Annotated in this window: 25 protein-coding genes, 1 tRNA gene and 1 pseudogene; 5 read left to right on the forward strand and 22 right to left on the reverse strand. The window is 40.8% G+C overall.

Annotated elements, in window-relative coordinates; genetic code table 11:
- The first annotated feature begins 93 nt into the window (after window positions 1-93).
- Together SSAL8618_RS07660 and SSAL8618_RS07665 are read left to right on the forward strand one after the other, a co-directional pair.
- Entirely contained in the window at window positions 94-2292 is a 2199-nt protein-coding gene (locus SSAL8618_RS07660; RefSeq protein WP_038676564.1) for an ABC transporter substrate-binding protein/permease, read from the forward strand.
- On the forward strand, window positions 2292-3032 hold the full coding sequence (locus tag SSAL8618_RS07665) for an amino acid ABC transporter ATP-binding protein (RefSeq protein ID WP_022496326.1): 741 nt from the start codon (window positions 2292-2294) through the stop codon (window positions 3030-3032). Before SSAL8618_RS07660 ends, SSAL8618_RS07665 begins: the two co-directional genes overlap by 1 nt.
- A gap of 73 nt (window positions 3033-3105) precedes the next feature.
- On the opposite strand, the gene SSAL8618_RS07670 is transcribed toward SSAL8618_RS07665, so the two are convergent.
- The 7 genes from SSAL8618_RS07670 to SSAL8618_RS07695 all read right to left on the reverse strand — a co-directional run bounded on the left by SSAL8618_RS07670 (window position 3106) and on the right by SSAL8618_RS07695 (window position 7612).
- Window positions 3106-3303, reverse strand: a complete 198-nt coding sequence (locus SSAL8618_RS07670) for a hypothetical protein (RefSeq protein WP_002884415.1) — start codon at window positions 3301-3303, stop codon at window positions 3106-3108.
- Between the two features lie 128 nt (window positions 3304-3431).
- The gene (obgE, locus tag SSAL8618_RS07675; protein ID WP_038676566.1) at window positions 3432-4745 is read right to left on the reverse strand and encodes a GTPase ObgE; all 1314 of its coding nucleotides are present in this window, start codon (window positions 4743-4745) and stop codon (window positions 3432-3434) included.
- Between the two features lie 94 nt (window positions 4746-4839).
- Window positions 4840-4968: a DUF4044 domain-containing protein gene (locus SSAL8618_RS10425; RefSeq protein ID WP_002884629.1), complete on the reverse strand. Its 129-nt coding sequence runs from the start codon at window positions 4966-4968 to the stop codon at window positions 4840-4842.
- Between the two features lie 81 nt (window positions 4969-5049).
- Window positions 5050-5781, reverse strand: coding sequence for a pseudouridine synthase (locus SSAL8618_RS07680; protein WP_022496324.1), 732 nt, complete (start codon window positions 5779-5781; stop codon window positions 5050-5052).
- On the reverse strand, window positions 5782-6756 hold the full coding sequence (locus SSAL8618_RS07685) for a GyrI-like domain-containing protein (RefSeq protein ID WP_038676569.1): 975 nt from the start codon (window positions 6754-6756) through the stop codon (window positions 5782-5784). It lies immediately after the preceding gene.
- Between the two features lie 13 nt (window positions 6757-6769).
- Window positions 6770-7153 (reverse strand): PaaI family thioesterase, encoded by a 384-nt coding sequence (locus tag SSAL8618_RS07690; protein WP_021143776.1) that lies wholly within the window; start codon window positions 7151-7153, stop codon window positions 6770-6772.
- A gap of 93 nt (window positions 7154-7246) precedes the next feature.
- A complete protein-coding gene (locus SSAL8618_RS07695; RefSeq protein ID WP_038676572.1) occupies window positions 7247-7612 on the reverse strand; it encodes an OsmC family protein in 366 nt (121 codons plus the stop codon).
- Window positions 7613-7859: 247 nt separating this feature from the next.
- Between SSAL8618_RS07695 and SSAL8618_RS07700 the strand changes: the two genes are divergently transcribed.
- Both SSAL8618_RS07700 and SSAL8618_RS07705 read left to right on the forward strand, forming a co-directional pair.
- Window positions 7860-8225: a hypothetical protein gene (locus tag SSAL8618_RS07700; RefSeq protein ID WP_038676574.1), complete on the forward strand. Its 366-nt coding sequence runs from the start codon at window positions 7860-7862 to the stop codon at window positions 8223-8225.
- A gap of 114 nt (window positions 8226-8339) precedes the next feature.
- On the forward strand, window positions 8340-9230 hold the full coding sequence (locus tag SSAL8618_RS07705; protein ID WP_038676576.1) for a DMT family transporter: 891 nt from the start codon (window positions 8340-8342) through the stop codon (window positions 9228-9230).
- Window positions 9231-9267: 37 nt separating this feature from the next.
- Here the strand turns inward: SSAL8618_RS07705 and SSAL8618_RS07710 are convergent, their stop codons facing one another.
- The 14 genes and pseudogenes from SSAL8618_RS07710 to SSAL8618_RS07775 form a co-directional block, all read right to left on the reverse strand.
- The gene (locus SSAL8618_RS07710; RefSeq protein WP_037602882.1) at window positions 9268-9507 is read right to left on the reverse strand and encodes a hypothetical protein; all 240 of its coding nucleotides are present in this window, start codon (window positions 9505-9507) and stop codon (window positions 9268-9270) included.
- A 223-nt stretch (window positions 9508-9730) separates the two neighbouring features.
- Entirely contained in the window at window positions 9731-10378 is a 648-nt protein-coding gene (gene serB, locus SSAL8618_RS07715) for a phosphoserine phosphatase SerB (RefSeq protein WP_038676578.1), read from the reverse strand.
- A gap of 111 nt (window positions 10379-10489) precedes the next feature.
- Entirely contained in the window at window positions 10490-12214 is a 1725-nt protein-coding gene (gene ezrA / locus SSAL8618_RS07720) for a septation ring formation regulator EzrA (protein WP_038676580.1), read from the reverse strand.
- 96 nt (window positions 12215-12310) lie between these two features.
- Window positions 12311-14263, reverse strand: coding sequence for a DNA topoisomerase (ATP-hydrolyzing) subunit B (gene gyrB / locus SSAL8618_RS07725; protein ID WP_037601635.1), 1953 nt, complete (start codon window positions 14261-14263; stop codon window positions 12311-12313).
- Window positions 14264-14824, reverse strand: coding sequence for an HAD-IA family hydrolase (locus SSAL8618_RS07730; RefSeq protein ID WP_037611867.1), 561 nt, complete (start codon window positions 14822-14824; stop codon window positions 14264-14266). It lies immediately after the preceding gene.
- 85 nt (window positions 14825-14909) lie between these two features.
- Complete coding sequence (locus SSAL8618_RS07735) at window positions 14910-15605, reverse strand: LrgB family protein (protein ID WP_002884772.1); 696 nt, start codon at window positions 15603-15605, stop codon at window positions 14910-14912.
- Window positions 15598-15972 (reverse strand): CidA/LrgA family protein, encoded by a 375-nt coding sequence (locus SSAL8618_RS07740; protein WP_002884266.1) that lies wholly within the window; start codon window positions 15970-15972, stop codon window positions 15598-15600. The genes SSAL8618_RS07735 and SSAL8618_RS07740 overlap by 8 nt, the downstream gene beginning before the upstream one ends.
- A 152-nt stretch (window positions 15973-16124) precedes the next feature.
- A tRNA-Thr gene (locus SSAL8618_RS07745) sits at window positions 16125-16195 on the reverse strand.
- A 57-nt stretch (window positions 16196-16252) separates the two neighbouring features.
- On the reverse strand, window positions 16253-16606 hold the full coding sequence (locus tag SSAL8618_RS10575; RefSeq protein ID WP_037611955.1) for an arsenate reductase family protein: 354 nt from the start codon (window positions 16604-16606) through the stop codon (window positions 16253-16255).
- Between the two features lie 42 nt (window positions 16607-16648).
- A pseudogene (locus tag SSAL8618_RS10580) lies at window positions 16649-17134 on the reverse strand (methylated-DNA--[protein]-cysteine S-methyltransferase); the annotation flags it as partial.
- Window positions 17135-17187: 53 nt separating this feature from the next.
- Window positions 17188-18369: a 3-phosphoglycerate dehydrogenase family protein gene (locus SSAL8618_RS07760; protein ID WP_037602873.1), complete on the reverse strand. Its 1182-nt coding sequence runs from the start codon at window positions 18367-18369 to the stop codon at window positions 17188-17190.
- 18 nt (window positions 18370-18387) lie between these two features.
- A complete protein-coding gene (locus SSAL8618_RS07765) occupies window positions 18388-18945 on the reverse strand; it encodes a GNAT family N-acetyltransferase (protein WP_037602870.1) in 558 nt (185 codons plus the stop codon).
- Window positions 18946-18957: 12 nt separating this feature from the next.
- Entirely contained in the window at window positions 18958-20052 is a 1095-nt protein-coding gene (gene serC / locus SSAL8618_RS07770; protein ID WP_002884688.1) for a 3-phosphoserine/phosphohydroxythreonine transaminase, read from the reverse strand.
- Between the two features lie 154 nt (window positions 20053-20206).
- Window positions 20207-21100 carry an ROK family protein gene (locus SSAL8618_RS07775; protein WP_038676584.1) on the reverse strand — a complete coding sequence of 298 codons (894 nt, stop codon included), beginning with the start codon at window positions 21098-21100 and terminating at the stop codon, window positions 20207-20209.
- A 116-nt stretch (window positions 21101-21216) separates the two neighbouring features.
- Between SSAL8618_RS07775 and gloA the strand changes: the two genes are divergently transcribed.
- Window positions 21217-21612, forward strand: coding sequence for a lactoylglutathione lyase (gene gloA / locus SSAL8618_RS07780; RefSeq protein ID WP_002884456.1), 396 nt, complete (start codon window positions 21217-21219; stop codon window positions 21610-21612).
- 43 nt (window positions 21613-21655) lie between these two features.
- Here gloA and SSAL8618_RS07785 read toward each other — a convergent pair whose 3' ends face one another.
- Entirely contained in the window at window positions 21656-22555 is a 900-nt protein-coding gene (locus SSAL8618_RS07785; protein WP_004183097.1) for an SPFH domain-containing protein, read from the reverse strand.
- Between the last annotated feature and the right edge of the window lie 159 nt (window positions 22556-22714).

Raw genomic sequence — 22714 nt, forward strand, 5'->3', positions numbered from 1 at the left:
TTACATTTCCTAACATCGAACTTCAAGAAGTTTGATAACAAGACCTTTTTTTTGATAGAATAGGAAGGTATTTTATAAAGGAGACTTTTTATAATGAAGAAAAAACTTCTGACACTCTTCTTGAGTGCCATGTCAGTTTTCTTTGTTTTCGGAGTTAAGGTATCTGCTGAAACAATTTCAGTCGTTTCAGACACAGCCTATGCCCCATTTGAATTCAAAGATTCTGATCAGACCTACAAAGGTATCGACGTTGATATCATCAACGAAGTTGCCAAACGTAAAAATTGGGATGTTAACCAAACCTTCCCTGGTTTCGATGCAGCTGTTAACGCTGTTCAATCAGGCCAAGCAGACGCCCTAATGGCCGGTACGACTGTTACAGACGCACGTAAGAAGGTCTTCACTTTCTCAGACACTTATTACGACACCTCAATTGTTATCTATACACGTAGCAGCGACAAAGTCAGCGACTACAAACAATTGAAGGGTAAAACAGTCGGTGTTAAAAACGGTACCGCTGCTCAAACTTGGCTTGATAAAAACGCTAGCAAATATGGTTTTACAGTTAAAACTTTTGACACTAGCGACTTGATGAACAACAGCTTGGATTCTGGTTCTGTTGACGCAGCTATGGACGACACACCAGTTGTTAAATACGCTATTGGTCAAGGAAAAGACTACGCTATCAACATTAAGCCTGAATCTATCGGTAGCTTCGCTTTCGCTGTTAAAAAAGGCGGAAAACACGAGAAGCTTATCAAAGACTTCAACGAAGCTCTTAAAGAAATGAAGAAAGACGGCACCTACGACAAAATCATGAACAAATGGTTGGGTGACTCAGAAAAATCTTCTTCATCAAAACCTTCAGCAGATCTTAAATTGACTGGTGATGCTAACGCAAAAGCTACTCCTGCTAAGGAAACCTACACTATCTCAATGGACTCATCTTTTGCTCCATTCGAATACCAAAATGGTTCAGGTAAATATGTAGGTATCGATGTCGATATCATCAATGCCATTGCTAAAAATCAAGGTTTCAATGTCAAATTGACAAACCCTGGTTTCGATGCATCACTTAATGCTGTACAATCTAGCCAAGCTGATGCCGTATTGGCTGGTATGACCATCACTGATGCTCGTAAACAAATCTTTGACTTCTCAGATCCTTACTACACATCAAACATTCGTTTGGCTGTAGCTAAAGGAAGTAAGGTTAAATCTTACAAGGATCTTAAAGGTAAGACTGTAGGAGCTAAAAATGGTACGTCATCTTACTCATGGTTGGAAGACCATGCTGGTGAATATGGCTTTACTGTTCGTGCTTACGATGAAGCTTCTACTATGTACGATAGCTTGAACTCTGGTTCAATCGATGCTCTTATGGATGATGAAGCCGTTCTTCTATACGCTATCCAACAAGGGCGTAACTTCACAACACCAATCGAAGGTATTGCCACTGGTGAAGTCGGCTTTGCCGTTAAAAAAGGTGCTAATCCTGAGTTGATTGAGATGTTCAACAATGGTTTGGCTGCTATCGTTAAAGATGGTACTTACGATAAGATTATCAATAAATACCTCGATAGCAACAAATCAAAAGAAGGAAGCTCAAAAAAAGCTACCGATGAAACAACCATCGTAGGCTTGATTAAAAACAACTACAAACAACTTCTCCAAGGTCTTGGAATTACCCTTGGATTGACCCTTCTTTCATTTGCTATTGCCATGATTATCGGTGTTATCTTCGGTATGATGGCAGTTGCACCAAACAAGACACTCCGCGTGATTTCGCAAGTCTTTGTTGACGTGGTTCGTGGTATCCCATTGATGATCGTTGCAGCCTTCATCTACTGGGGTATTCCTAACTTGATTGAAAATATCACTGGTCACCAATCACCAATCAATGATTTTGTGGCAGCGACAATTGCCCTCTCACTTAACGGTGGTGCTTACATTGCCGAAATTGTACGTGGTGGTATCGAAGCTGTTCCTATTGGTCAGATGGAAGCTAGCCGAAGCTTGGGTGTCCCTTACAATACAACAATGCGTAAGGTTATCTTGCCACAAGCGGTTCGCTTGATGTTGCCAAACTTCATCAACCAATTTGTTATCTCATTGAAAGATACGACTATCGTATCAGCTATCGGTTTGGTTGAACTCTTCCAAACTGGTAAAATCATCATTGCTCGTAACTACCAATCATTCCGTATGTATGCGATCTTGGCCATCCTTTACTTGGTCATCATCACATGCTTGACGAAATTGGCTAAACGACTAGAAAAGAGACTTAAATAATGGCTGAATTGAAAATCGATGTGCAGGACTTGCACAAATCATACGGCGACAATGAAGTCCTTAAAGGCATTGACGCCAAATTCTACGAAGGTGACGTTGTATGTATCATCGGTCCTTCAGGTTCAGGTAAATCAACCTTCCTTCGTACGCTTAACCTACTTGAAACAGTGACATCTGGTAAAGTAGTCGTTGATGGCTATGAATTATCAGATTCTAAGACAAATCTTGACAAAGCCCGTGAAAATATCGGGATGGTCTTCCAACATTTCAACCTCTTCCCACATATGACAGTCCTTGAAAACGTGACATTTGCACCTGTTGAACTCGGACGTATGAACAAGGAAGAAGCTGATAAATTAGCTATGGATCTTCTTGATCGTGTTGGACTTGCTGACAAGGCCGATGCAACACCAGATAGCTTGTCAGGTGGACAAAAACAACGTGTGGCAATTGCACGTGGTTTGGCAATGAATCCTGATATCATGCTCTTTGACGAACCGACTTCTGCCCTTGACCCTGAAATGGTCGGAGACGTTCTTAACGTTATGAAAGAATTGGCAGAGCAAGGTATGACCATGATTATCGTTACTCACGAAATGGGATTTGCTCGTCAAGTTGCCAACCGAGTAATCTTTACTGCGGACGGTGAGTTCCTCGAAGATGGTACTCCAGATCAAATCTTTGATAACCCACAACACCCACGTTTGAAAGAATTCTTGGACAAGGTTCTAAACGCCTAATTATCAAAACAGTTACTCTTGCTAGAGTAGCTGTTTTTGATTACCATTTTGGATAAGAAAAACAGAGCAAGTGCTAGACTTGCTCTGTTTCTTCATTTAATTCAGGGTGTTTCGCTGCTTCTTCCCTTGCCAAACGCTCACGTTCAAGACGGAGTTTTCGGTTAGGATTTAAGCGTGTAAAGAGTTCTTCAAGTTTCTTTGGATTCCAAACATCGGCCGCAGAAACAAAGTTTCCATCTTTATCCCTGAAGGATATCGGTTTATCTCCCATTGTAAACCTCTTATTTCAATATTTTTATATTTCACTGACCTTACGCAGTTAGTGAGGTTGATAGCCAGATCGCCATAGCGACTGCCGTAGACTATCAAGTGCTTCAGCACTTAGAGAGTCTTTCAACGTCAATCCACAAACTCAAATTCGAAGTTACCGATACGAACGATATCGCCATCCTTAGCACCACGTTCACGAAGCGCTTCATCAACTCCCATACCACGCAATTGACGTGCAAATTTCATGATAGATTCGTCACGTTCCATATTAGTCATGACAAAGAGTTTTTCAAGTTTCTCACCAGAAAGTACCCATGAAGCATCGTCGTCACGACTAATTTCAAATGGACGTTCATCCTCGTTAAAGCCATAGTAAACTTCTTCTTGCTCCATATCGTCTTCGCTATAAAGCAAGAATTCGTCTGTCTCATCAAGCAATTCTGCAGTAGCTTCCAAGAGATTTTCCAAACCTTGGTGAGACAAACTTGAAATTGGAAAAATTTGTGGCAACTCATCAAATTCATCATAGTTAGCAGCCAATTTTTCCTTAAACTCTTTCAAGTTTTCCTCAGCCCCAGGCATGTCCATCTTATTAGCCACAATAATTTGTGGACGTTCCATCAAGCGAAGGTTGTAAGTTTCCAACTCTTTGTTAATTTGAAGATAGTCCTCGTAAGGATCACGCCCTTCACTCGCTGACATATCAATCACATGAAGGATAACACGTGTACGCTCAATATGGCGAAGGAACTGTGTTCCCAAACCAACACCCTGGCTAGCCCCCTCAATCAATCCTGGAAGGTCAGCCATGGCAAAGCTCTCACCTGACTTCGTACGAACCATCCCCAAGTTAGGAACAATTGTCGTAAAGTGATAGGCACCAATCTTTGGTTTTGCTGCTGTTACCACACTGAGAATCGTTGATTTACCAACGGATGGGAAACCAACCAAACCAACATCAGCCAAAATCTTCAATTCCAATTGAAGTTCACGTTCTTCTCCTGGTTCACCATTTTCAGCGATTTCAGGAGCAGGGTTACGAGGTGTCGCAAAACGGATATTTCCACGTCCACCACGTCCACCGTGAGCAACGACAAACTCTTGGCCATCCTCAACCATATCAGTAATAACCTTGCCTGTCTCAGCATCACGCACCGTTGTACCAGGCGGGATGCTAACGATGAGGTCTTCAGCACCTCGACCGTGCATTCCCTTGGTCATGCCTTTTTCGCCATTCTTAGCCTTGAATTTACGGTTATAACGGAAATCCATAAGGGTACGCAAGCCTTCGTCAACTTTGAAAATGACTGAGCCACCCTTACCACCGTCACCGCCCCAAGGACCGCCATTGGGTACATATTTCTCACGACGGAAGGCAACCATTCCGTCTCCACCACGACCAGCTTTGACACTAATCTTGGCTGTATCTAAAAACATACTCATCTATATTTCTCTCTTTCTGATTCGTATGCCATGTACAAATTCAATTACAAACGAAAGAATTTCCGACATACACAAAAAAACGCTTGATAGCGTCTTAAAGGACAGCTGCGACTGCTTGGAAAATCAATGCCCCAACTGTTACTAATAGCATAATCAAAACGACCAATACTGTTAGACGTTCAAAAAATGATTTCTTACGTGGTCCGTTATCTCCAAATGCCACTTGAATTTACCTCGTTTTTTCTTCTAATATTTCACAATAATAGTAACAAAAATCTGCCTATTTCGCAACTCTTAGACTAGCTTAAGCCAAAGGAATTCCAAAAACCGTTAAAGCTTCCAACTCCTCCTCGGTCAAACGTCGCCAAGCACCAAGGTCTAAATCATCTGGCAGGCTTAAAGGTCCCATGCTCAGACGTTGTAACTCTGTCACTTCCTTACCACAAACAGCTACCATACGCTTAACCTGATGGAATTTCCCCTCAGCAATGGTAATCTGAACCAGGCTAGTCCCAGTAGCCCTATCTACTGAAATAATTTCTAGTTTAGCCGGTTGGCAAGTATGATCTTTGAGTTCAATTCCTTTTTCAAAAGCCAGAATATCCTCCTGATTCATGATTCCATCAACCTTAGCCTGATAAATCTTATCAACATGTTTCTTTGGAGACAGCATAGCGTGAGCTAAATCGCCATTATTTGTCAAAAGCAGGAGACCGTGAGTATCAATATCCAAACGTCCAACAGGAAAGACCTGCTTATGTCGTGCTGTATCATCCAGTAAATCAAGTACTGTCTTGTGACGGGCATCCTCCGTCGCTGAAATGACTCCCTGAGGCTTATTTAAAAGATAGTAAACAAAGGTCTCGTGTGTTAATGCTTGACCTTGAAAAGCAATCTGGTCTTGATTCTCATCAATCTGAGTCTTGGGTGACGTCTCCACCTGACCATTTACGGTCACTTGCTTCTTTTTGAGAAAGGTCTTGACTTGACTGCGACTACCAACACCACAATCAACCAAAAACTTATCCAGACGCATCTATACTTCCTCCTTTATTGGAATCCAAACTTCCATCTCATAATCTTCAGCCTGACGATTCCCTGGTGGATAAACCTCTACAGTTGGCTGATTAATCATTTCAAAATGTTTCTTAGCATAATGAAAACTCTCCCAAACAGCTGCTGTTGCAGGCCCACTAAGTTTAAAAACCGCATAAGTAGCTGGTGCAAGAGCAATCATTTCCATACTATCATCCTCACCAGCCAAGGCCGTTACATAAGTCTTGCGACTGCCATCATTGATCCGAATACCATAGGTAGGAACAGCCAAATCATCTTGTTCTGCCAAAAAGGGTACCCAAAGAAAGTCTGTTGGCTTACCTAGTTCCTCGCCCTCAAAAACCATCCCTGAAAAACTCAAAAATCCCTTTCGAACAACCTTCACATCATAACGAACGGTTACTAAATCTAGCTTTTGAATCACCTTTTTCAGTTTTGTCAGTTCAACTGGAACCTCATCCGCTAGGACATAGGAAATCTTTTCTACAAATGCTTCTTTTTCAGCATTACCAGAACCTATAGGAACCAAAACCCAATCTTCTGCTGTAACACTTTGGTCTTCACAAAGGTAGGTAAAGTGCTTTCCTCCTTCGTTAAAAGACACATCAGCTAAACGAAAAAGGGGCTCAGGCAAATCGACAACCACCATTTCAAGCCCCTTTGCTTGAAACAAGAGCTCTTGATCCCTTAAACGCACTTTCATAGCCAAGCTATCACTATCAATAGAAAAGCTGTTAGCCGAGTCCATTACAGACTGAAAGAAGGCCTGGTGTAACCCTGAAAAAGTCCAGACAGCATGCCAACGACACATCATCTCGTAATCATCAATGGTCACAAGAAGAGAGAGCTCCTGCTGGTCTGACGCATAAGAATAGGCTTGAACGCTCAATTGGTCTGGTGTCAGGTAGTCATTAACAAAGACCGCAAAGTCATCCATGGTTTGAAAATCTGACATAAACGCTCCTTTTCTATTCCTCGACCGAGCCTGTCACATACATGGTAAACGTAGCCCTTGTAAGAATTTTCTCTTCCTGATTAGTAATAACAACTTCCACCACCTTAGTCGTCTTACCATTATGAACACATAGTCCTTCAATCTTGAGTTGGTCAGACAAATGCCCTGCCTTGAGGTAATTGATATTAGACTGAAGCGTCACCGCATAGTCGCCTGTTGAAATGGCCACAAGCCCTGCAACCTGATCACAAAGCGTAAACAAATACCCTCCGTGAGCATTACCAAAATAATTCAGGGACTTCTCAACCACCTTAGTTGTCACGATGACATGTCCCGTTTCAAATAGTTCTTCTTGAAAATTCTCAAACACACGGATTTCATGTAGTTTGTCTTGCATAGCAAGCCCTCCTATTGTTGCTCATTCCACACCTAGTGAAATGACACGTCTTTATCTACTAGTATAACACGAAGTTCATAAAGGATAGTAAGCTTATTTGGCTAAGCTAATATCAACCTGAATATCTTCACGAAAAAGCTTCTTCACTCGGCAAAAATTATCCACAAAAGCCAAGAGTTCTTGCTCATTTTTCAAAATCAGATCCTCAGGTAAATGAATGGCAAGGATGAAATGCCCTTCTTCATAGTTGGAATCAACTTGAATAGCAAGCTCCTCGATTCCCTGATACTTGGCAAAATAACTCTGTAGACACATGGTCACACAGGAAGCCAAGGCAATATTCACCAAGCTCATCGGTGTTTCCCCATCATCCGTGTAGCCAAAAAGTTCCACAGGTGCTCCATAACCCTCTGAAAGCGAATGGAAACGTTTGTCACCTTTAATTGTTGTTTGATACATCATGTCACCTCAATCTGTTTTTTATTATTATAACAAAGAGAGCCTTAAGGACCGAGCTGAACGCTTTGAAATATCTATCAAAAGAAGAAAAAGCGTAATAGCTTTTAGCTCTTATTTTTCAATAGATTAGCCTTGTACAACACTGGCATTACTAAGGGATTACAGTTGAGTAAAAGCGACTGGAAGCGCTTTTAAAATTATGGTAATTCATTTAAAATGAATTTACTAAGAAAAAAGGGAGACTATTATGAAAACATTTTCTAAATTAACTTTAGCCTCTGTCTCAGTTCTTGCCTTGTTGACCTTAGCAGCATGTGGCAACTCTAAAGACAAAACTGACTCGTCATCTTCAGCACCATCATCAAGTAAGGTGACCAAAGAATCTTCTTCAACTGATTCAAGTGCTTCAGTAAAAGTCAACAAAGACGGATCAACTGAGGTCAGCGATGGAAACGGTAACTCAGCAAAAACAAACGGTAATAATACTGTCGAAGCCAACGATAGCGAAGGTAACAGTGCAACAGTTGGTCAAGATGGCTCAGTCGACGTTAATAGCCAAGACGGTACAAATGTCAAAGTTGGATCAGACGGGACTGTCTCAATTGGTAACTAATAAGATAAGATAGGCTAGCTAATCTGCTAGTCTATTTTTTAGGTTCAGATTGATGTAAACGCTTCCTGAAAGTGCTATAATAGGCGTGGAAATGCAAATTCAGGAGGTGAGATAATGAAGAATAAAATCATCTTAGGATGCTTGGCTGCAGCGACCTGTGAAATTCTCTTTGGGCTCAGTTTTATCTTTACCAAATCTATTACAGCACAGGTCAGTGACCTGGCTTTAATCTCTTGGCGCTTTGTCACCGCCTTCCTTTTTATCAACCTTTATTTCCTATTCAGCCGACGTCGGCTAAACATTAACGGTAGAAATCTTAAACCTCTGACACGTATTGCCATTCTCAATCCGATTATCTATTTTATTTGCGAAACGATTGGCATTCGTATGACGACTGCTTCTGAAAGCGGAGCCTTCCTCGCCTGTATCCCAGTCGTTGCCCTTATCATGTCCAGCCTAATTTTAAAAGAATGGCCTAGCCGTTGGCAAGTGGTCGGTGTCATCACAACCCTTGTCGGTATTATCATGGCTGTCTTTGCTGCTGGCGGTTCTACTCACTTCTCCCTTGTTGGCTACTTGATTCTAGGGCTAGCAGTCATCTCCTACGCCCTGTATTGCGTTGATGTTGAAAGGGCAAGTCAATTCACCAGCCTTGAGATTACCTATTTTATGCTTGCCAGTGGTTGCCTGACATTTGGACTCTTTGCACTCAGCCAAGGCTTTCTAGCTGGCTACTTAAAAGAACTCTTACTTCTTCCTTTGACCAATCCAAAATTTACAATCACTATCCTTTATCAAGGCTTGGGATGTAGTGTTCTGGGCTATTTGCTATCAAATTTTGCCATCGCCAATATCGGGGTTAACCGAACAGCTTCCTTCATTGGGATTTCGACAATTATATCTATTCTAGCTGCTGTTATTGTCTTAGGAGAGCCCTTCTCACATCTACAAATTTTTGCAGGAATTTTAGTCGTCTTGGGCGTCTATGTGGCCAATAAAAACTAAAACTCTCGGTAATCGATCTTCCGAGAGTTTTTTAGTCTTAATCAAGCTCTGTTTGAATCAAAACGACGAGTTCTTCCTCATTAGGAATACTACTTACCGCAGTCGGCACAGGTAAATCCTTATCTCCATAGCCCTTTATAATATGTGATAAAAACACAGATGCTTTCGTCATGGCAAGAGGCAAAGAATCTGCCCTAATGCTACGACCAAAGTCAGGAAAACTAATTTGATAACCTTCCTCAATCGTGTGAAAAATCGCCGGATATTCGTATAACATGTCTCTTCCCCCATTTCAATACTAGACTCCTCTATGATAGGATGAGTTGGAAAAGAAGTCAACCAAAAATCGATATATTGGGAAGCGAAACCATTCGAAACAATACAGCAAAGTTAAAATAAGGCTTGGTCCGTATTCAACTTGAGAAAGTGGCACCGATTCGGTGCTTTTTTGGTATACAAATAGTCCTTTGGATGATTCCAAAGGACTATTTATATCTCTACTATTTCTTGACCTCATCCAAAATCTCGATTACCTTATACAAATCTGGTTCTGTGATTTGGTAGGGAGCTTGTTCACGGACAATTGGTTTGGCACAAAAGGCGATACCAATGCCAGCTGTCTTAATCATAGGCAAATCATTGGCACCGTCACCCATTGCAATGGTTTGCGAGAGTTCGAGACCATTTTCTGACGCCCAATCCTTGAGTTTGGCTACCTTGACATCTTTGGTGACAATCTCACCATAAACCTTACCAGTTAAGACACCATCAACAACCTCTAGGTGATTAGCCTTGACATAATCGATTCCTGCTTCAGCTGCTAGTCTATCCACAGTCTCATGGAAGCCTCCAGAAACCAAGCCTACCTTAAAGCCACGGGCGTGAAGTTCATCCACAAGTTTCTTGGCTCCTTTGTTGAAATGAATACGAGCATAGACCTTATCAAATATACTCTCTGGCAATCCCTTGAGGGTCGCTACACGCTCATTTAAGGCCTGTCTAAAATCCAATTCTCCACGCATGGCACGCTCTGTGATTTCAGCAACTTCTTGACCAACGCCTGCTTCTTCTCCCAATAAATCGATAACTTCTTCTTGGACTAGCGTTGAATCTACGTCCATAACTAATAAACCTTTAACTTCTGACATAATTACCTCGATTCTTTGATGCCTATCTAAACCTACACTGGATTTAATTTTAATATGAAATGAAAAACGGACCTTACAAAAAATTCTGGACCCTAGTCCAGAATCTTTCTCTTACATACGAATTTGTTCGCGTGTCTTCTCGTAAGATGATACAAAACGATCTGTCACACCTGGTTCAACTGTTTCCAAGGCGTAAGAGATTTCTTCCAAAGATGCATCATAATCATGATCAACTTCAAACAATTTAAGTGCATGCTCAAAGCTGCTTTGAACAGCAGGTTCGAATGAACGGTAGCGGTTTGAGTATTGCAAGAGTTGCTCAGTCAAGGTTGCATTTTGAACAACCAAGTAGGCAGTCTCTTCCAAATGATCAATGGCATTTTTAGATGTTTCTGTCAAACGCATTACCGCATCGATATTGATACGTCCACGGCTGAGTTCATCCATAAGGGCCTCAATTTGTGCACTTGTTGAGAAGAAGACACTCAAGAAGGATTGAGGAATACCTGGAAGGTTACGTTTTTCCATGTAACGCTTGATAACATGTAATTTATTAACATAAACATCAAGCTCTTCACGTGCCTTAGCTTCGTTTTTCTCAATAGCCTGAAGTTTTTCAAAGACCTCAACCTGACCATTTTCAACAGCAGACAAGGTATTGAGACTCTTTTCAAAAACCTTTTCAAGTTCTGAGAAAGGTTTCACCTGAGTTTCAAAATTTTCAAGGGTTGGAAGCACAGCTGTCTCCACACCTGAGATATCAGATGCAAAGCTACGTACATCTGCTGCATAGGTTTCATCGAAAATGTAAGTCAACATGAGACGCTCAAGCTCTTCTTGAAGTTTCTTGTTGTTTTCTTTAGCATGCTTGAGATAATCTGGCAAAATTTTCTTTTGACGCATAACAACCTTGTATGATGCAATTTCACGTTCGAAAATGCTATATAAGTTGTCAATTTTTTCTTGAATCTCAGCGTTTTCTTCTTCCGCACGGTCCAAATCAAGAGAAACCAACTCACTTGAGTTTGAACGGATAGCTTCGCGAATTTCTTGGAAGCGACGTTCGATATTTTTTTCAGGGAAGTGATAATTTTGCTCAATCAACTTGCGGTAGCCAGACTCCAAATCATCCAACTGATCTGGGAAATCATCTTCCAACTTAGCTACAATAGCAGGGATCTTCTCTGAAATTTGACCCAATGCAATAGTGTGCTCTTCTGCACGGTCCAAGATGCTTGATGCCTCAACAGGGTCACCTGATGAGTTAAGCGTCACGAATTCTGCAAACTCAGCTTCAATGTTTTTAAGCTGTTTATTGATTTCGGTCATGGTAGAACCGAAATTATCAGAGTTTTCCTCGATTGAGTTTTGCAACTCTTCGTACAAGTCTAGTGCATGCTTAACGCGAGCACTGTTCTTTTCTTCTTGTTCTTTCAAGGTTGAGAGTGCTTCGCGGATAGACTTGATGTCTTCTTCCACAAGATCCAACTGACTCTCAATGTTATTAATTTCACCACTAGCCTTGAAGAAATGGAAGGTATCATTCATATTTTCAGCTTCGAAAATATGATTTTCAATATCTGCGAATGAATTTGTCGAGATATCTATCCATTTCTGATTCCATTCACGGAAGGTTGTCTGACTTTGTCCAATCAAGTGAAGCTTTTTGACTTCTTCAATTTCTTCATTGACTGGCAAGTCAAATAATCTTTGCTTGCGTTCTTCAAGCTCGGCAATCCGCGAATCATTTCGTTTTCTAATAAGAATACCGACTAAGTAAGCGATAATTACGAGCATAACTACCACTACAATCAGTAAAACAATTCCGCTAGACATAGTTTCTCCTTAATCGTCTATTATGTTCATAAATGTAGAATAACATTACGATTATATCATAGTTATCCTAGCATTGCACCCTTTTCTAAAAGAATATTAGATATCTAGAGTACTGTAAACGGCATTTTCTTCGATAAATTCGCGGCGAGGTTCAACCTTGTCTCCCATCAGCATATCGAAAATCTTATCTGCTTCTGCAGCATCATCCACAGAAACACGCGCCATCAAACGATTTTCAGGGTCCATGGTTGTTTCCCAAAGTTGGTGGTCATCCATTTCACCCAAACCTTTATAACGTTGTACCGTAGGTTTTGAACGTCCCACACTATACTTTTCAAGAGCAGCACGCAATTTGTCTTCTTGATCTGCACCAGGTTGGATATATTCTTTAATCTCAGAACCAACCTTAACCCCATAAATTGGTGGTTGAGCGATGTAGACATAGCCTGCTTCCAAGACTGGACGCATAAAGCGGTAAATCAAAGTCAGAAGCAAGGTACGGATGTGAGCCCCATCGACATCGGCATCGGTCATGATGACCAACTTGTGATAACGTGCCTTACTGACATCAAATTCAGCTCCAAAACCTGTTCCCATTGCTGTGAAGAGAGAACGAATTTCTTCATTGGCTAGAATCTTATCCATGCTAGCCTTTTCAACGTTCAGAATCTTACCTCGAATTGGCAGAATGGCTTGGAATTCACGGTTACGCCCTGACTTAGCAGAACCACCGGCTGAGTCCCCTTCGACAATGAAAAGTTCATTCATTTCGGCATTATTTGATGAACAGTCTGCCAACTTCCCTGGAAGGTTAGAAATTTCAAGCCCTGACTTCTTACGTGTCACTTCGCGGGCACGCTTAGCGGCGATACGGGCCTTAGAAGCCAAAATCCCTTTTTCAACAATCTTCTTAGCAATGGCAGGATTTTCCAAGAGGAAGCGACTTAGAGCCTCACTAAAGAGACGATTGGTAATCTTAACCACTTCAGAGTTTCCAAGCTTGGTCTTGGTTTGACCTTCAAACTGTGGATTTGGATGCTTGACAGAGATGATAGCAGTCAACCCTTCACGAACATCATCCCCAGTCAAATTATCATCTTTTTCTTTGAGAATCTTATTCTGACGCGCATAGTCATTAATGACACGCGTTAAGGCTGTACGGAAACCTTGTTCGTGGGTACCACCTTCATGGGTGTGAATGTTGTTAGCAAAACTCATCACCGTTTCATGATAGCCAGTCGTGTATTGCATAGCAACTTCAACCGAAATACCATCCATCTCACCATCAGTGTAGATAGGTTCATCAAAGATAACATCCTTGTTTTCATTGATGTATTTCACATAAGATGTGATACCACCTTCGTAGTGATAATGTTTCTCTTGTTCGAGACCCTCACGCTTATCTGTGATAGAGATACGGAGCCCCTTGTTCAAAAAGGCTAGCTCTTGGATACGTTTAGCCAATTTTCCAAAATCAAACTCGGTTGTCTCTTGGAAAATCTCTGGGTCTGGCGTAAAGTGAACAGTCGTACCATGTTTCTCTGTTTCACCAATTACTGCTAGATCTGCCACCACGACCCCACGTTTATACTCTTGGAAGTGGATATGGCCATTTTTATAAACCTTAACATCAAGTTGTGTTGAGAGGGCATTAACGACCGAAGAACCAACCCCGTGCAATCCACCAGAGACCTTATAACCGCCTCCGCCGAATTTACCACCAGCGTGAAGTACCGTAAAGACAGTTTCAACTGCAGGACGGCCAGTTTTCTCTTGGATATCGACTGGAATACCACGACCATCATCGACAACCGTGATAGAATTGTCCGGCTCAATAAAGACCTGAATATGAGTGGCGAAACCAGCCAAGGCCTCATCAATTGAGTTATCGACAATCTCCCATACCAAATGATGCAACCCTTCTTTTGAGGTTGATCCAATATACATACCTGGGCGCATACGTACCGCTTCAAGCCCCTCTAGGACTTGAATCTGGCTGGCATCATATTCTTGCGCTTTTTCTTCAAGATTTTTTAATTCATCAGTCATTTATGTCACAATCTCCAATAATGATTTATGGCCATCAACAAGCAAGGTATCCAGACCTGCTGCTCGACCAGCCTCTATATCTATCTGGCGGTCACCTATGACCAAGCCATGTTTAATATCGTATTTGTTAATTAAATAAAGAAAACTATCTGGACTAGGCTTTCTAGCAAAACCATTTTCAGAAGTTACAACCTCCGTAAAATAAGGGGCAATCTCTGCCTTATCAAGGATGTCTAGCACCAAGTGATTACGGTGGCTAACCAAGAAATTACGCCCACCTTCTTCCACTATCTTAGCGAGGATAGCCTTAGCCCCCTCAAAAAGTACAGGCTCTTGCAAATGCTTAGCTTCCTCCTGTTTGTATAGGGTCCGAAAATCGGCTATATCGGGAGCAAATTTCGCGATAGCTGTGCTGGTTGATACCTTAAGGGCATCATAAATTTCTTGGTGCTCTGCCGTCCGACCAAATTGCTCTAAAGTTGCTAGAAAGGCTTGGGTTGATACCTGGTAATTATCCAACAAGGTACCACCCAAATCCCAGATATAATCTCCATAATTCATAACCTTAATTATACCATAAAAGGTCAGATTTTGCTTGTTTTTCACAGCTAAAAAGGCTTGGATAAGCTATCCAAACCTTAATTTTTTATTTCAGAATCAAACTTGCCACAATAGGACTAATAAAGACATATAATATCCCTGTTACAGCGATCGAAAGACCACCCATGGCACCTGCAACTTGACCATATCTGAAGGCAGTTCCTGTACCAACAGCGTGTCCGGTCCCTCCGAGTGAAAGTCCGATAGCAACTGGATCTTTAATGCCAATCATTTTTAAGAAGACAGGACCCAAGACAGAGGTTAAGATACCCGTAATAACAACGACGACCAAGGTTACTGTCGTAATCCCCTGCATTTTTTCCGAAATCCCTACAGCCATGGCAGTTGTTACAGACTTAGGAAAGAGAGAAATGGCTAAGAAATAATCCATCCCAAAAAGCTTAGCAATCAAGGCTGTATAGCTTGTATTTAGGACACAAGCAACAGTTGAACCAATGAGAATACTCTTATAGTGATGGCGCATAAGGTGTAGATTCTTGTAGAAAGGAACTGCTAGAGCGACCGTTGAAGGAATAATCAAACTATTAAGATAAGACCCACCTACATAGTAATCCTTGTAGGAAATCCCTGTATAGTGCAAAATGACGATAATCAAAGCAGTCGATACAAGAAGAGGCGTTGTCAAAGGGTTAGGGAAGCGACGATAGATCAAAAGCCCTATTGTGTAAGCTAGTACAGAAAGGGTCAGCCCAAACAAGGGTGTGTTAAAAAAATTAGCCACGTTTAACCTCCTCGTAATCACCTTCAAAATGTTTTTTGATGAAACCGACAACTACTGCAATCACCACAATATTAAGAACCAGAGCTCCCATAATAATCAAAATAATAGGAACAATATTCGCTGAAATAGCATTCCATCGTTCCATAATACCGACACCTGCTGGCAAAAAGAGGATAGTCATATTGGCAATTAAAAACTCTGCAACAGCATGAATGTGGCGTAGACGAATCCACTTAAGCTGAAGAGCAATAAGAAGCAAGAATAGGCCAATAATGCTTCCAGGAATAGGTAATTTGAAGAATGTTGAAATAGCTTCACCAATAACGGCAAACAAACAAATCAACATGAATTGAACGTAGTATTTCACGACTTGCCTCCTAGGTTTAATCACCTATTAGTCTACTCCTTTTTTTTTGAATTTCAAGAGTTTTCAGTAAATTCTTTTGAAAAATTGAGAGGCATAAATCAGCCTCTTTGAATATAAAAAAATCCAACCCTAAGGCTGGACTTTATCACAGATGCCACCACCGAGAATTGAACTCGGAACGGAGCATTACCATTGCTCTATTATACCATTTAACTATAGCGGCAACTGTTTTAATCTTACCATACTTCTATTTACTGTGGCAAGATTTTTTGCTCATTTTTTATAAATTTAAGTCTTGGTAAGGCGTACGGTAACCAACCTGTAAAACCTTACCATCTTTAATCAAGATAGGACGTTTAATCAACATACCATCTGAAGCCAAGAGTTCAACAGCTTCATCAAGAGATAGTGTCGGTAGCTTATCCTTTAAACCTAGAGAGCGGTAGGATTGACCACTCGTATTGAAGAATTTCTTAAGTTCTAAATCTGACCCTTCCAAAAGCTCTTTTAAAAATTGAGCTGAAGGTGGATTTTCCTTAATATTAATAGATTCAACATCTAAACCTAACTGGTTAAGTTCTGCTTTCGCCTTACGGCAAGTGCTACATTTGGGATATTCATAAAAAGTGTACATGTTTTTCTCCTTTTTTCTAGCATAAGCTATCTCTCTGGGACTGTCAAACCTGATGTCTTCTAAACGCAATAGAAAACACTTGGCTTCTTCTCCTGCTGCATAATTACCTATCTGTCCACTGCTAGGTAAGACACGATGACAAGGGACCAGAATCAACCAAGGATTTTTACCAACAGCGGTTCCCACAGCCTGTGCGGATTTGCAGGAGATTTGCTGGCTAATCTGTCCATAGCTAATAGTCCGTCCATAAGGTATCTCCCCTAAAACTGACCAGACTTTTTGTTGAAAATCTGTCCCCCTATCAGCTAGAGGGAGGATATCTGGACTTGGATTATCCCCCTTAAAATAAGCCTCTAACCAATTCTTGGTTATTTTCAAGATAGAATTTGAGGTGTCTACTAGCTCCTCTTCCTTGATCCCTGCCTGAAAATGTTTTTGCCCTTCCAACCAAACACCATAAAGCGCTTGGTCACTTGCCACCAAGCACAAGCGTCCAATAGGAGATAAATAATACTGACGATAAAGCATGTCTTTATTATAACAAAAAAGACAGGAATCTCTTGTTCCTGCCAGTTTAACTCTTATTTTTTGCCTTTAATCAAACGCACACGTACGATATTGTCGCTAGCCTCAAACTTAGCAACCAATTCATCAATCTTTTCCTTATCGGTTTCATCAAGGTCAAGAAGCGTGTAGGCGTAATCACCCTTAGAACGGTTGATGATATTATCAATATTGATATTAAAATCAGAAACCGCAGTAGAGATACGAGCCACAATATTAGGCACGTTTTTATTAATCAAGGTGATACGGTATGGAGCACTCAAGGCCTGTTGCACACGTGGGAAGTTAACAGAGTTAACAATTTCACCTGTTTCCATAAAGCGACGGATAGTTTGACCTGCCATAATCGCACAGTTAAGTTCTGCTTCACCTGTTGAACCACCAACGTGTGGGAAGACTGTTACATTAGGTTTGTTAAGTAGGTCTTCTGTACCAAAGTCAGTGATATAACGTTTAACCACACCTGTTTCCAAAGCATCAAAGAGAGCATCATTATCTACCAACTCTGCACGGGCAAAGTTAATGATAGTTGTGCCTTTTTGCATGAGATTGAAGGCATCCGCATTGAAAGTCCCCTTCGTATCAGGTGTCAATGGGACGTGAACAGTGATGTAGTCACAGTTTTCAAAAATCTCTTTAAGATCAGAAACACGTTTTACATGGTGAGAGATATTCCAGGCAGCTTCAATAGAAACATATGGGTCGTAACCATAGACCTTCATTCCCAAACGGTAAGCATAATTGGCAATACGTGCACCAATCGCACCAAGCCCGATAACACCCAATGTCTTACCAGTAATCTCGCTACCTGCAAACTGTTTCTTACCTGCTTCAATTTGTTTAGGAACATCATCACCACTAAGTGTGTTAACCCAAGCATTGGCCGCAATATAGTCACGTGCTGAGAGTAAGATAGAGGCCAAAACAGCTTCTTTAACAGCGTTAGCATTGGCACCTGGAGTATTGAAGACAACAATTCCTTTTTCAGTTGCTTCGTCAACTGGGATATTGTTAGTACCTGCACCAGCACGCGCAATAGCTTTCAAGTTGTCAGGAAAAACAGTGTCATGGAGATTTTGACTACGAATGATATAGGCATCCGGATTTTTCGCTAAATCACCATCAATTTGGAAATGATTTCCAAGTTCCTTCAAACCAATCTGGTTAATATTGTTATACGTTTTTACACTAAATACCATAATTTTATTCCTCTTAAATCAATGTATCCCGTGGTGAGCTGCTTCATCAAGTTCTTGATAAAAGGCCTTCTCTCGCTTAGTTTTGATTTTCTGATAAGCAAGACGTTCACCATCAATAGGAACCTTGCCACAATAGACATAGCCAAGCTTCTCCAAAATATGCTGCATGACAGTATTCTTTTCATGCGTATCGCAACGGAAATCATGAGCATCAGTCCCCTCAATAAGACCTTGAATGAAGGTTTGAGCAATACCCTGGCCCGAAAATTCACTTAAAACGGCGATTCTATGAAAAGTAATGTAGCGCTTATTGTGGTGTTTCCAGTCCCCGTCATAGATTTTGTCGTAAGCAGGGTCTCCATCAACAATCACCGCAGCATAAGAAACGATTTGACCATCAACAATTCCTACATAGGCCTGCCCATTAAGGACATCGTCAAAGATAGTTTCTTCAGTAGGGTAACCATCAGCTCCTTGCCATTGGGTACTCCCCGCTTCTGCTAAAGCAGTTCTAGCACTCTCAATCACAGTCATGATAGCCCCAATTTCATTTGGGAAGGCTTGTCTAATTTCCATCTCTTTACCTAATCATTTATTTTCGGCTTCAAATTTCTTCATAAAGTCAATCAAGTCAAGTACACCCTGACGTGGGAATGCATTATAAACACTAGCACGCATACCACCTACTGAACGGTGTCCTTTGATATTCTTGAAACCAAGAGCATCTGCTTCTGCTACAAATTTAGCATCCAACTCTTTACTTGGTGTTACAAATGGGATATTGCAGACAGAACGATTCTTGGCATCTTTGACAGGATTTGTGTAGAAATCAGATGATTCAATATAATCGTAGAGAAGACCTGATTTCTCACGTTGAATTTCAGCCATCTTGTCCACGCCACCAATTTCATTTTTAACCCAGTCAAAGACGAGTTTTGAAATATAGATGTTGAAACATGGTGGTGTATTGTAAAGTGATCCTGCTTCAGCTTGAATACGGTAATCCAACATGGCAGACAATTGTGGTTGGTCGTTAAGGAAGTCTTCACGAACGATAACCACTGTCACCCCAGCAGGTCCAATATTTTTCTGAGCACCAGCATAGATAAGGGCAAAGTCCTCAACATTGTAACGAGCAGCCAAAATATTTGAAGACATATCAGCTACAATTGGCACACCATTAGTATCAGGCAAATCGTAGATAGATGTTCCTTCAATGGTATTGTTCGTTGTCAAGTGAACATAAGCAGCTTCTGGATCAATTGTTGCTGGGTCAAAGCTTGGGATGTGATCGTAAACAGTTTCTTCTGAAGAGGCCAAAAGAATTGGTTCAAAAGGAATAGTTTTTGAAAGTTTAACAGCTTCTGTATAAGCTTTTTTACCCCATGAACCACCTACAAGGTAGTAAGCTTTCTTACCTTGAGCGAGGTTAAGTGGGACCATTGTAAATTGTGTCGAAGCGCCACCTTGCAAGAAAATAACCTTATAGTTATCAGGAATGGCCATAAGCTCACGAAGTGTCGCTTCCGCATCTTTAACGATTTTGTCAAATTCTGGAGAACGGTGGGACATTTCTAGCACGGACATACCGGAATCTTGATAGTTAAGCAATTCAGCTTGGGCTTTTTCAAGCACTGGTTTTGGTAATGTAGCAGGTCCTGCTGAGAAATTATAAATTGTCATAAAGACACCTCCAAAATTTTAATGGTCCTATTATAGCGAATTTTCTGAATATTGTAAAGTGTTAACAGTAAAAAACGAACGGGATTAACCGCTCGCCTCAAAAAAGTTAGGTATTTTATGTATATTTTCATCAGTAATTGATTTTAGTATCCGTTTATTTTTGCTTAAGAAAATAGGCTGCCCCAATTAGATTAGCTCCATTATGATGATGACAAGCAACAATCTCGGGACGTTTAATAATTTTACCGATAAAGTCAATCTCATGGTGAACCTTATCAAACTGGCGGTTGACCTCCTCGATAAGAATCGGCTGGGCTGAAATGCCACCTCCAATAACAAAGGTTTCCATATCAAAGATAGTTTGAAGATTCAAAATGGTAATGGCTAGGTTACGGCAATAGCTTTCAAAAAGCGGATAGACTGTTTTATCTCCTTCATTTATGGCCTTAAATGCGGCTAAACCATCCTTTAAATCTGAGTTACCTAGCACTTCATTTACCTTGGTAATTAAACCGACAGCCGACAAAGTCATGCCTCGCATCAATGAAGGATCAACTTTTTCCATTTGAACTGGTAACAGAAAGGTCAACTCACCCGCTTGAAAATGACTTCCTTGAAAAAGTTTACCATTAATAATAAATCCACCACCTAGACCTGAACCCAAAACAAGAGCTGCACCATTGGCCACTCCTTGCAAATGACCTGTAGCTAGCTCTGCCAAGGCCGCTGCTTTACCATCATTAAGAGCCATCACAGGCAGATGGTACTTGGCTTCGAGGACCTCTTTAATACGAAAGCCGTGGAAGAACCTCAATAAGCCACCATGATAAATCACACCTTCCTCAGTATCAACCGTCCCTGGAACACTAATTGCTATACCTGATAAGTCTACTTCAACTGAAGTAACTATCTGATCAATCACGTCAATAGCTTGTTCTAAGGTTTGTGGAGATGACTGCGTCGGCAGACTCTTTTCAATGGCAAACTGCTCTGAAACAAGTGCTGACTTCACCTGTGTTCCCCCAAAATCAATCGCTAAAATCGTCATAAGCATCCTCCACAGATTGTTATTCGTCATTATAACACAAAATAACAAAAACTAGAAAAAACGGTTCCAAAATGCTATCATAAACTTACAGAATTAGATAAAAGGAGTTATCTCACATGACTAAATTTCTACACACTTGTGTCCGTGTCAAGGACCTAGAAGCCTCACTTAAATTTTATAAAGAAGCTCTTGGTTTCAAAGAAGCTCGTCGCAATGATTTTCCAGAATATAAGTTCACCCTTGTCTACTTGCAACTCGAAGATGATCCTGATTACGAGTTGGAATTAACCTACAACTACGACCATGAAGCTTATGATCTTGGGGATGGATATGGTCATATCGCCGTTGGTGTTGATGACCTAGAAGCTACACACCAAGCTCACAAAGAAGCTGGCTATACTGTCACAGACCTCTCAGGTCTTCCTGGTAAACCAAAAATGTACTATTTTATCACTGATCCAGATGGCTATAAGATTGAAGTTATTCGTTTGACGCAATTCCTAGAAAAATAAAACAAAAAAAGTCAGATTGTATAGATCTGGCTTCTTTTTGTGCTTAATTTTTATTATCTGTCTTTAAGGCTGACAAAATTTGGGTACGAATATCATCCACACCGTTTGGATTATTTGGTAGGAATAAGGTTTGATTGCCTTTAGCCGCAAAAGTATTAAGGGTATCTAGATATTGGTTAGTCAAGAGAATAGACATAATCTGCTCTTCAGACATACCCACATTGGCCTCTTTAAGTTCTGCGATAGATTCAGCCAATCCATCAACGATTGCCTTACGTTGTTGGGCAATACCGACCCCGTGAAGACGATCTTTTTCAGCTTCGGCTTCAGCTGCTGTGACAATCTTGATCTTATCAGCTTCTGCCAATTCTTGAGCTGCGACACGCTTACGTTGGGCAGCATTGATTTCGTTCATAGACTGTTTAACTTCAGCATCTGGTTCAACTTTGGTAATCAAAGTCTTAACAATGATATACCCATAAGTTGTCATTTCTTCAGCCACTTGGTGTTGAACCTCAAGGGCAATTTCATCTTTCTTCTCAAAGAGTTCATCGAGCGTCAATTTAGGAACTGATGAACGGAGAGCATCCTCAATGTATGATTTAATTTGAGCTTCTGGACGCATGAGTTTATAGTAAGCATCTGTAACATTTTGCTCATTAACACGATATTGAGTAGCCACATTCATCATGACAAAGACATTGTCCTTTGTCTTAGTCTCAACCACAATCTCACTTTGAAGCAAACGTAGTTGAATACGAGCGGCAATTTTATCGATACCAAATGGTAAACGCATATGAATCCCACTCGTTGCAATTTTTTGATAACGCCCAAAACGTTCAACGATAGCCACTGACTGTTGACGTACAACGTAAAGCATACTGATGAGAATTCCCAAAATAATCAGGAATGAAAACAGTAAAAAGAGAAGTGCTGCTTGCATGTTAAGTCCTCCAAAATAAACATTAAAAATTTCTTTGCTTTATTATAGCACAGTGATACAATTTTTCAAGAAAAATAGCATAGCTCGTTCGAAATAGTGTAAAAGAGATACTTTCTTTATCGCTTATATGTCAGCACTCCTGAAAACTTGGAAACTCCT

The organism is Streptococcus salivarius, from assembly GCF_000785515.1.
Lineage (GTDB): Bacteria > Bacillota > Bacilli > Lactobacillales > Streptococcaceae > Streptococcus > Streptococcus salivarius.

Excerpts from the sequence above, each read along its gene's own strand:
- gyrB (WP_037601635.1), bottom strand. The coding sequence starts at position 14,263 with ATGACTGATGAATTAAAAAATCTTGAAGAAAAAGCGCAAGAATATGAT.
- serB (WP_038676578.1), bottom strand. The coding sequence starts at position 10,378 with ATGTCAGAAGTTAAAGGTTTATTAGTTATGGACGTAGATTCAACGCTA.
- gloA (WP_002884456.1), top strand. The coding sequence starts at position 21,217 with ATGACTAAATTTCTACACACTTGTGTCCGTGTCAAGGACCTAGAAGCC.
- SSAL8618_RS10575 (WP_037611955.1), bottom strand. The coding sequence starts at position 16,606 with ATGTACACTTTTTATGAATATCCCAAATGTAGCACTTGCCGTAAGGCG.
- SSAL8618_RS07700 (WP_038676574.1), top strand. The coding sequence starts at position 7,860 with ATGAAAACATTTTCTAAATTAACTTTAGCCTCTGTCTCAGTTCTTGCC.
- ezrA (WP_038676580.1), bottom strand. The coding sequence starts at position 12,214 with ATGTCTAGCGGAATTGTTTTACTGATTGTAGTGGTAGTTATGCTCGTA.
- SSAL8618_RS07785 (WP_004183097.1), bottom strand. The coding sequence starts at position 22,555 with ATGCAAGCAGCACTTCTCTTTTTACTGTTTTCATTCCTGATTATTTTG.
- SSAL8618_RS07660 (WP_038676564.1), top strand. The coding sequence starts at position 94 with ATGAAGAAAAAACTTCTGACACTCTTCTTGAGTGCCATGTCAGTTTTC.
- SSAL8618_RS07760 (WP_037602873.1), bottom strand. The coding sequence starts at position 18,369 with ATGGTATTTAGTGTAAAAACGTATAACAATATTAACCAGATTGGTTTG.
- SSAL8618_RS07665 (WP_022496326.1), top strand. The coding sequence starts at position 2,292 with ATGGCTGAATTGAAAATCGATGTGCAGGACTTGCACAAATCATACGGC.
- SSAL8618_RS07775 (WP_038676584.1), bottom strand. The coding sequence starts at position 21,100 with ATGACGATTTTAGCGATTGATTTTGGGGGAACACAGGTGAAGTCAGCA.
- SSAL8618_RS07710 (WP_037602882.1), bottom strand. The coding sequence starts at position 9,507 with ATGTTATACGAATATCCGGCGATTTTTCACACGATTGAGGAAGGTTAT.
- SSAL8618_RS07730 (WP_037611867.1), bottom strand. The coding sequence starts at position 14,824 with ATGAATTATGGAGATTATATCTGGGATTTGGGTGGTACCTTGTTGGAT.
- SSAL8618_RS07680 (WP_022496324.1), bottom strand. The coding sequence starts at position 5,781 with ATGCGTCTGGATAAGTTTTTGGTTGATTGTGGTGTTGGTAGTCGCAGT.
- SSAL8618_RS07690 (WP_021143776.1), bottom strand. The coding sequence starts at position 7,153 with ATGCAAGACAAACTACATGAAATCCGTGTGTTTGAGAATTTTCAAGAA.
- SSAL8618_RS07670 (WP_002884415.1), bottom strand. The coding sequence starts at position 3,303 with ATGGGAGATAAACCGATATCCTTCAGGGATAAAGATGGAAACTTTGTT.
- obgE (WP_038676566.1), bottom strand. The coding sequence starts at position 4,745 with ATGAGTATGTTTTTAGATACAGCCAAGATTAGTGTCAAAGCTGGTCGT.
- SSAL8618_RS07695 (WP_038676572.1), bottom strand. The coding sequence starts at position 7,612 with ATGTATCAAACAACAATTAAAGGTGACAAACGTTTCCATTCGCTTTCA.
- SSAL8618_RS07705 (WP_038676576.1), top strand. The coding sequence starts at position 8,340 with ATGAAGAATAAAATCATCTTAGGATGCTTGGCTGCAGCGACCTGTGAA.
- SSAL8618_RS07685 (WP_038676569.1), bottom strand. The coding sequence starts at position 6,756 with ATGTCAGATTTTCAAACCATGGATGACTTTGCGGTCTTTGTTAATGAC.
- SSAL8618_RS07765 (WP_037602870.1), bottom strand. The coding sequence starts at position 18,945 with ATGGAAATTAGACAAGCCTTCCCAAATGAAATTGGGGCTATCATGACT.
- serC (WP_002884688.1), bottom strand. The coding sequence starts at position 20,052 with ATGACAATTTATAATTTCTCAGCAGGACCTGCTACATTACCAAAACCA.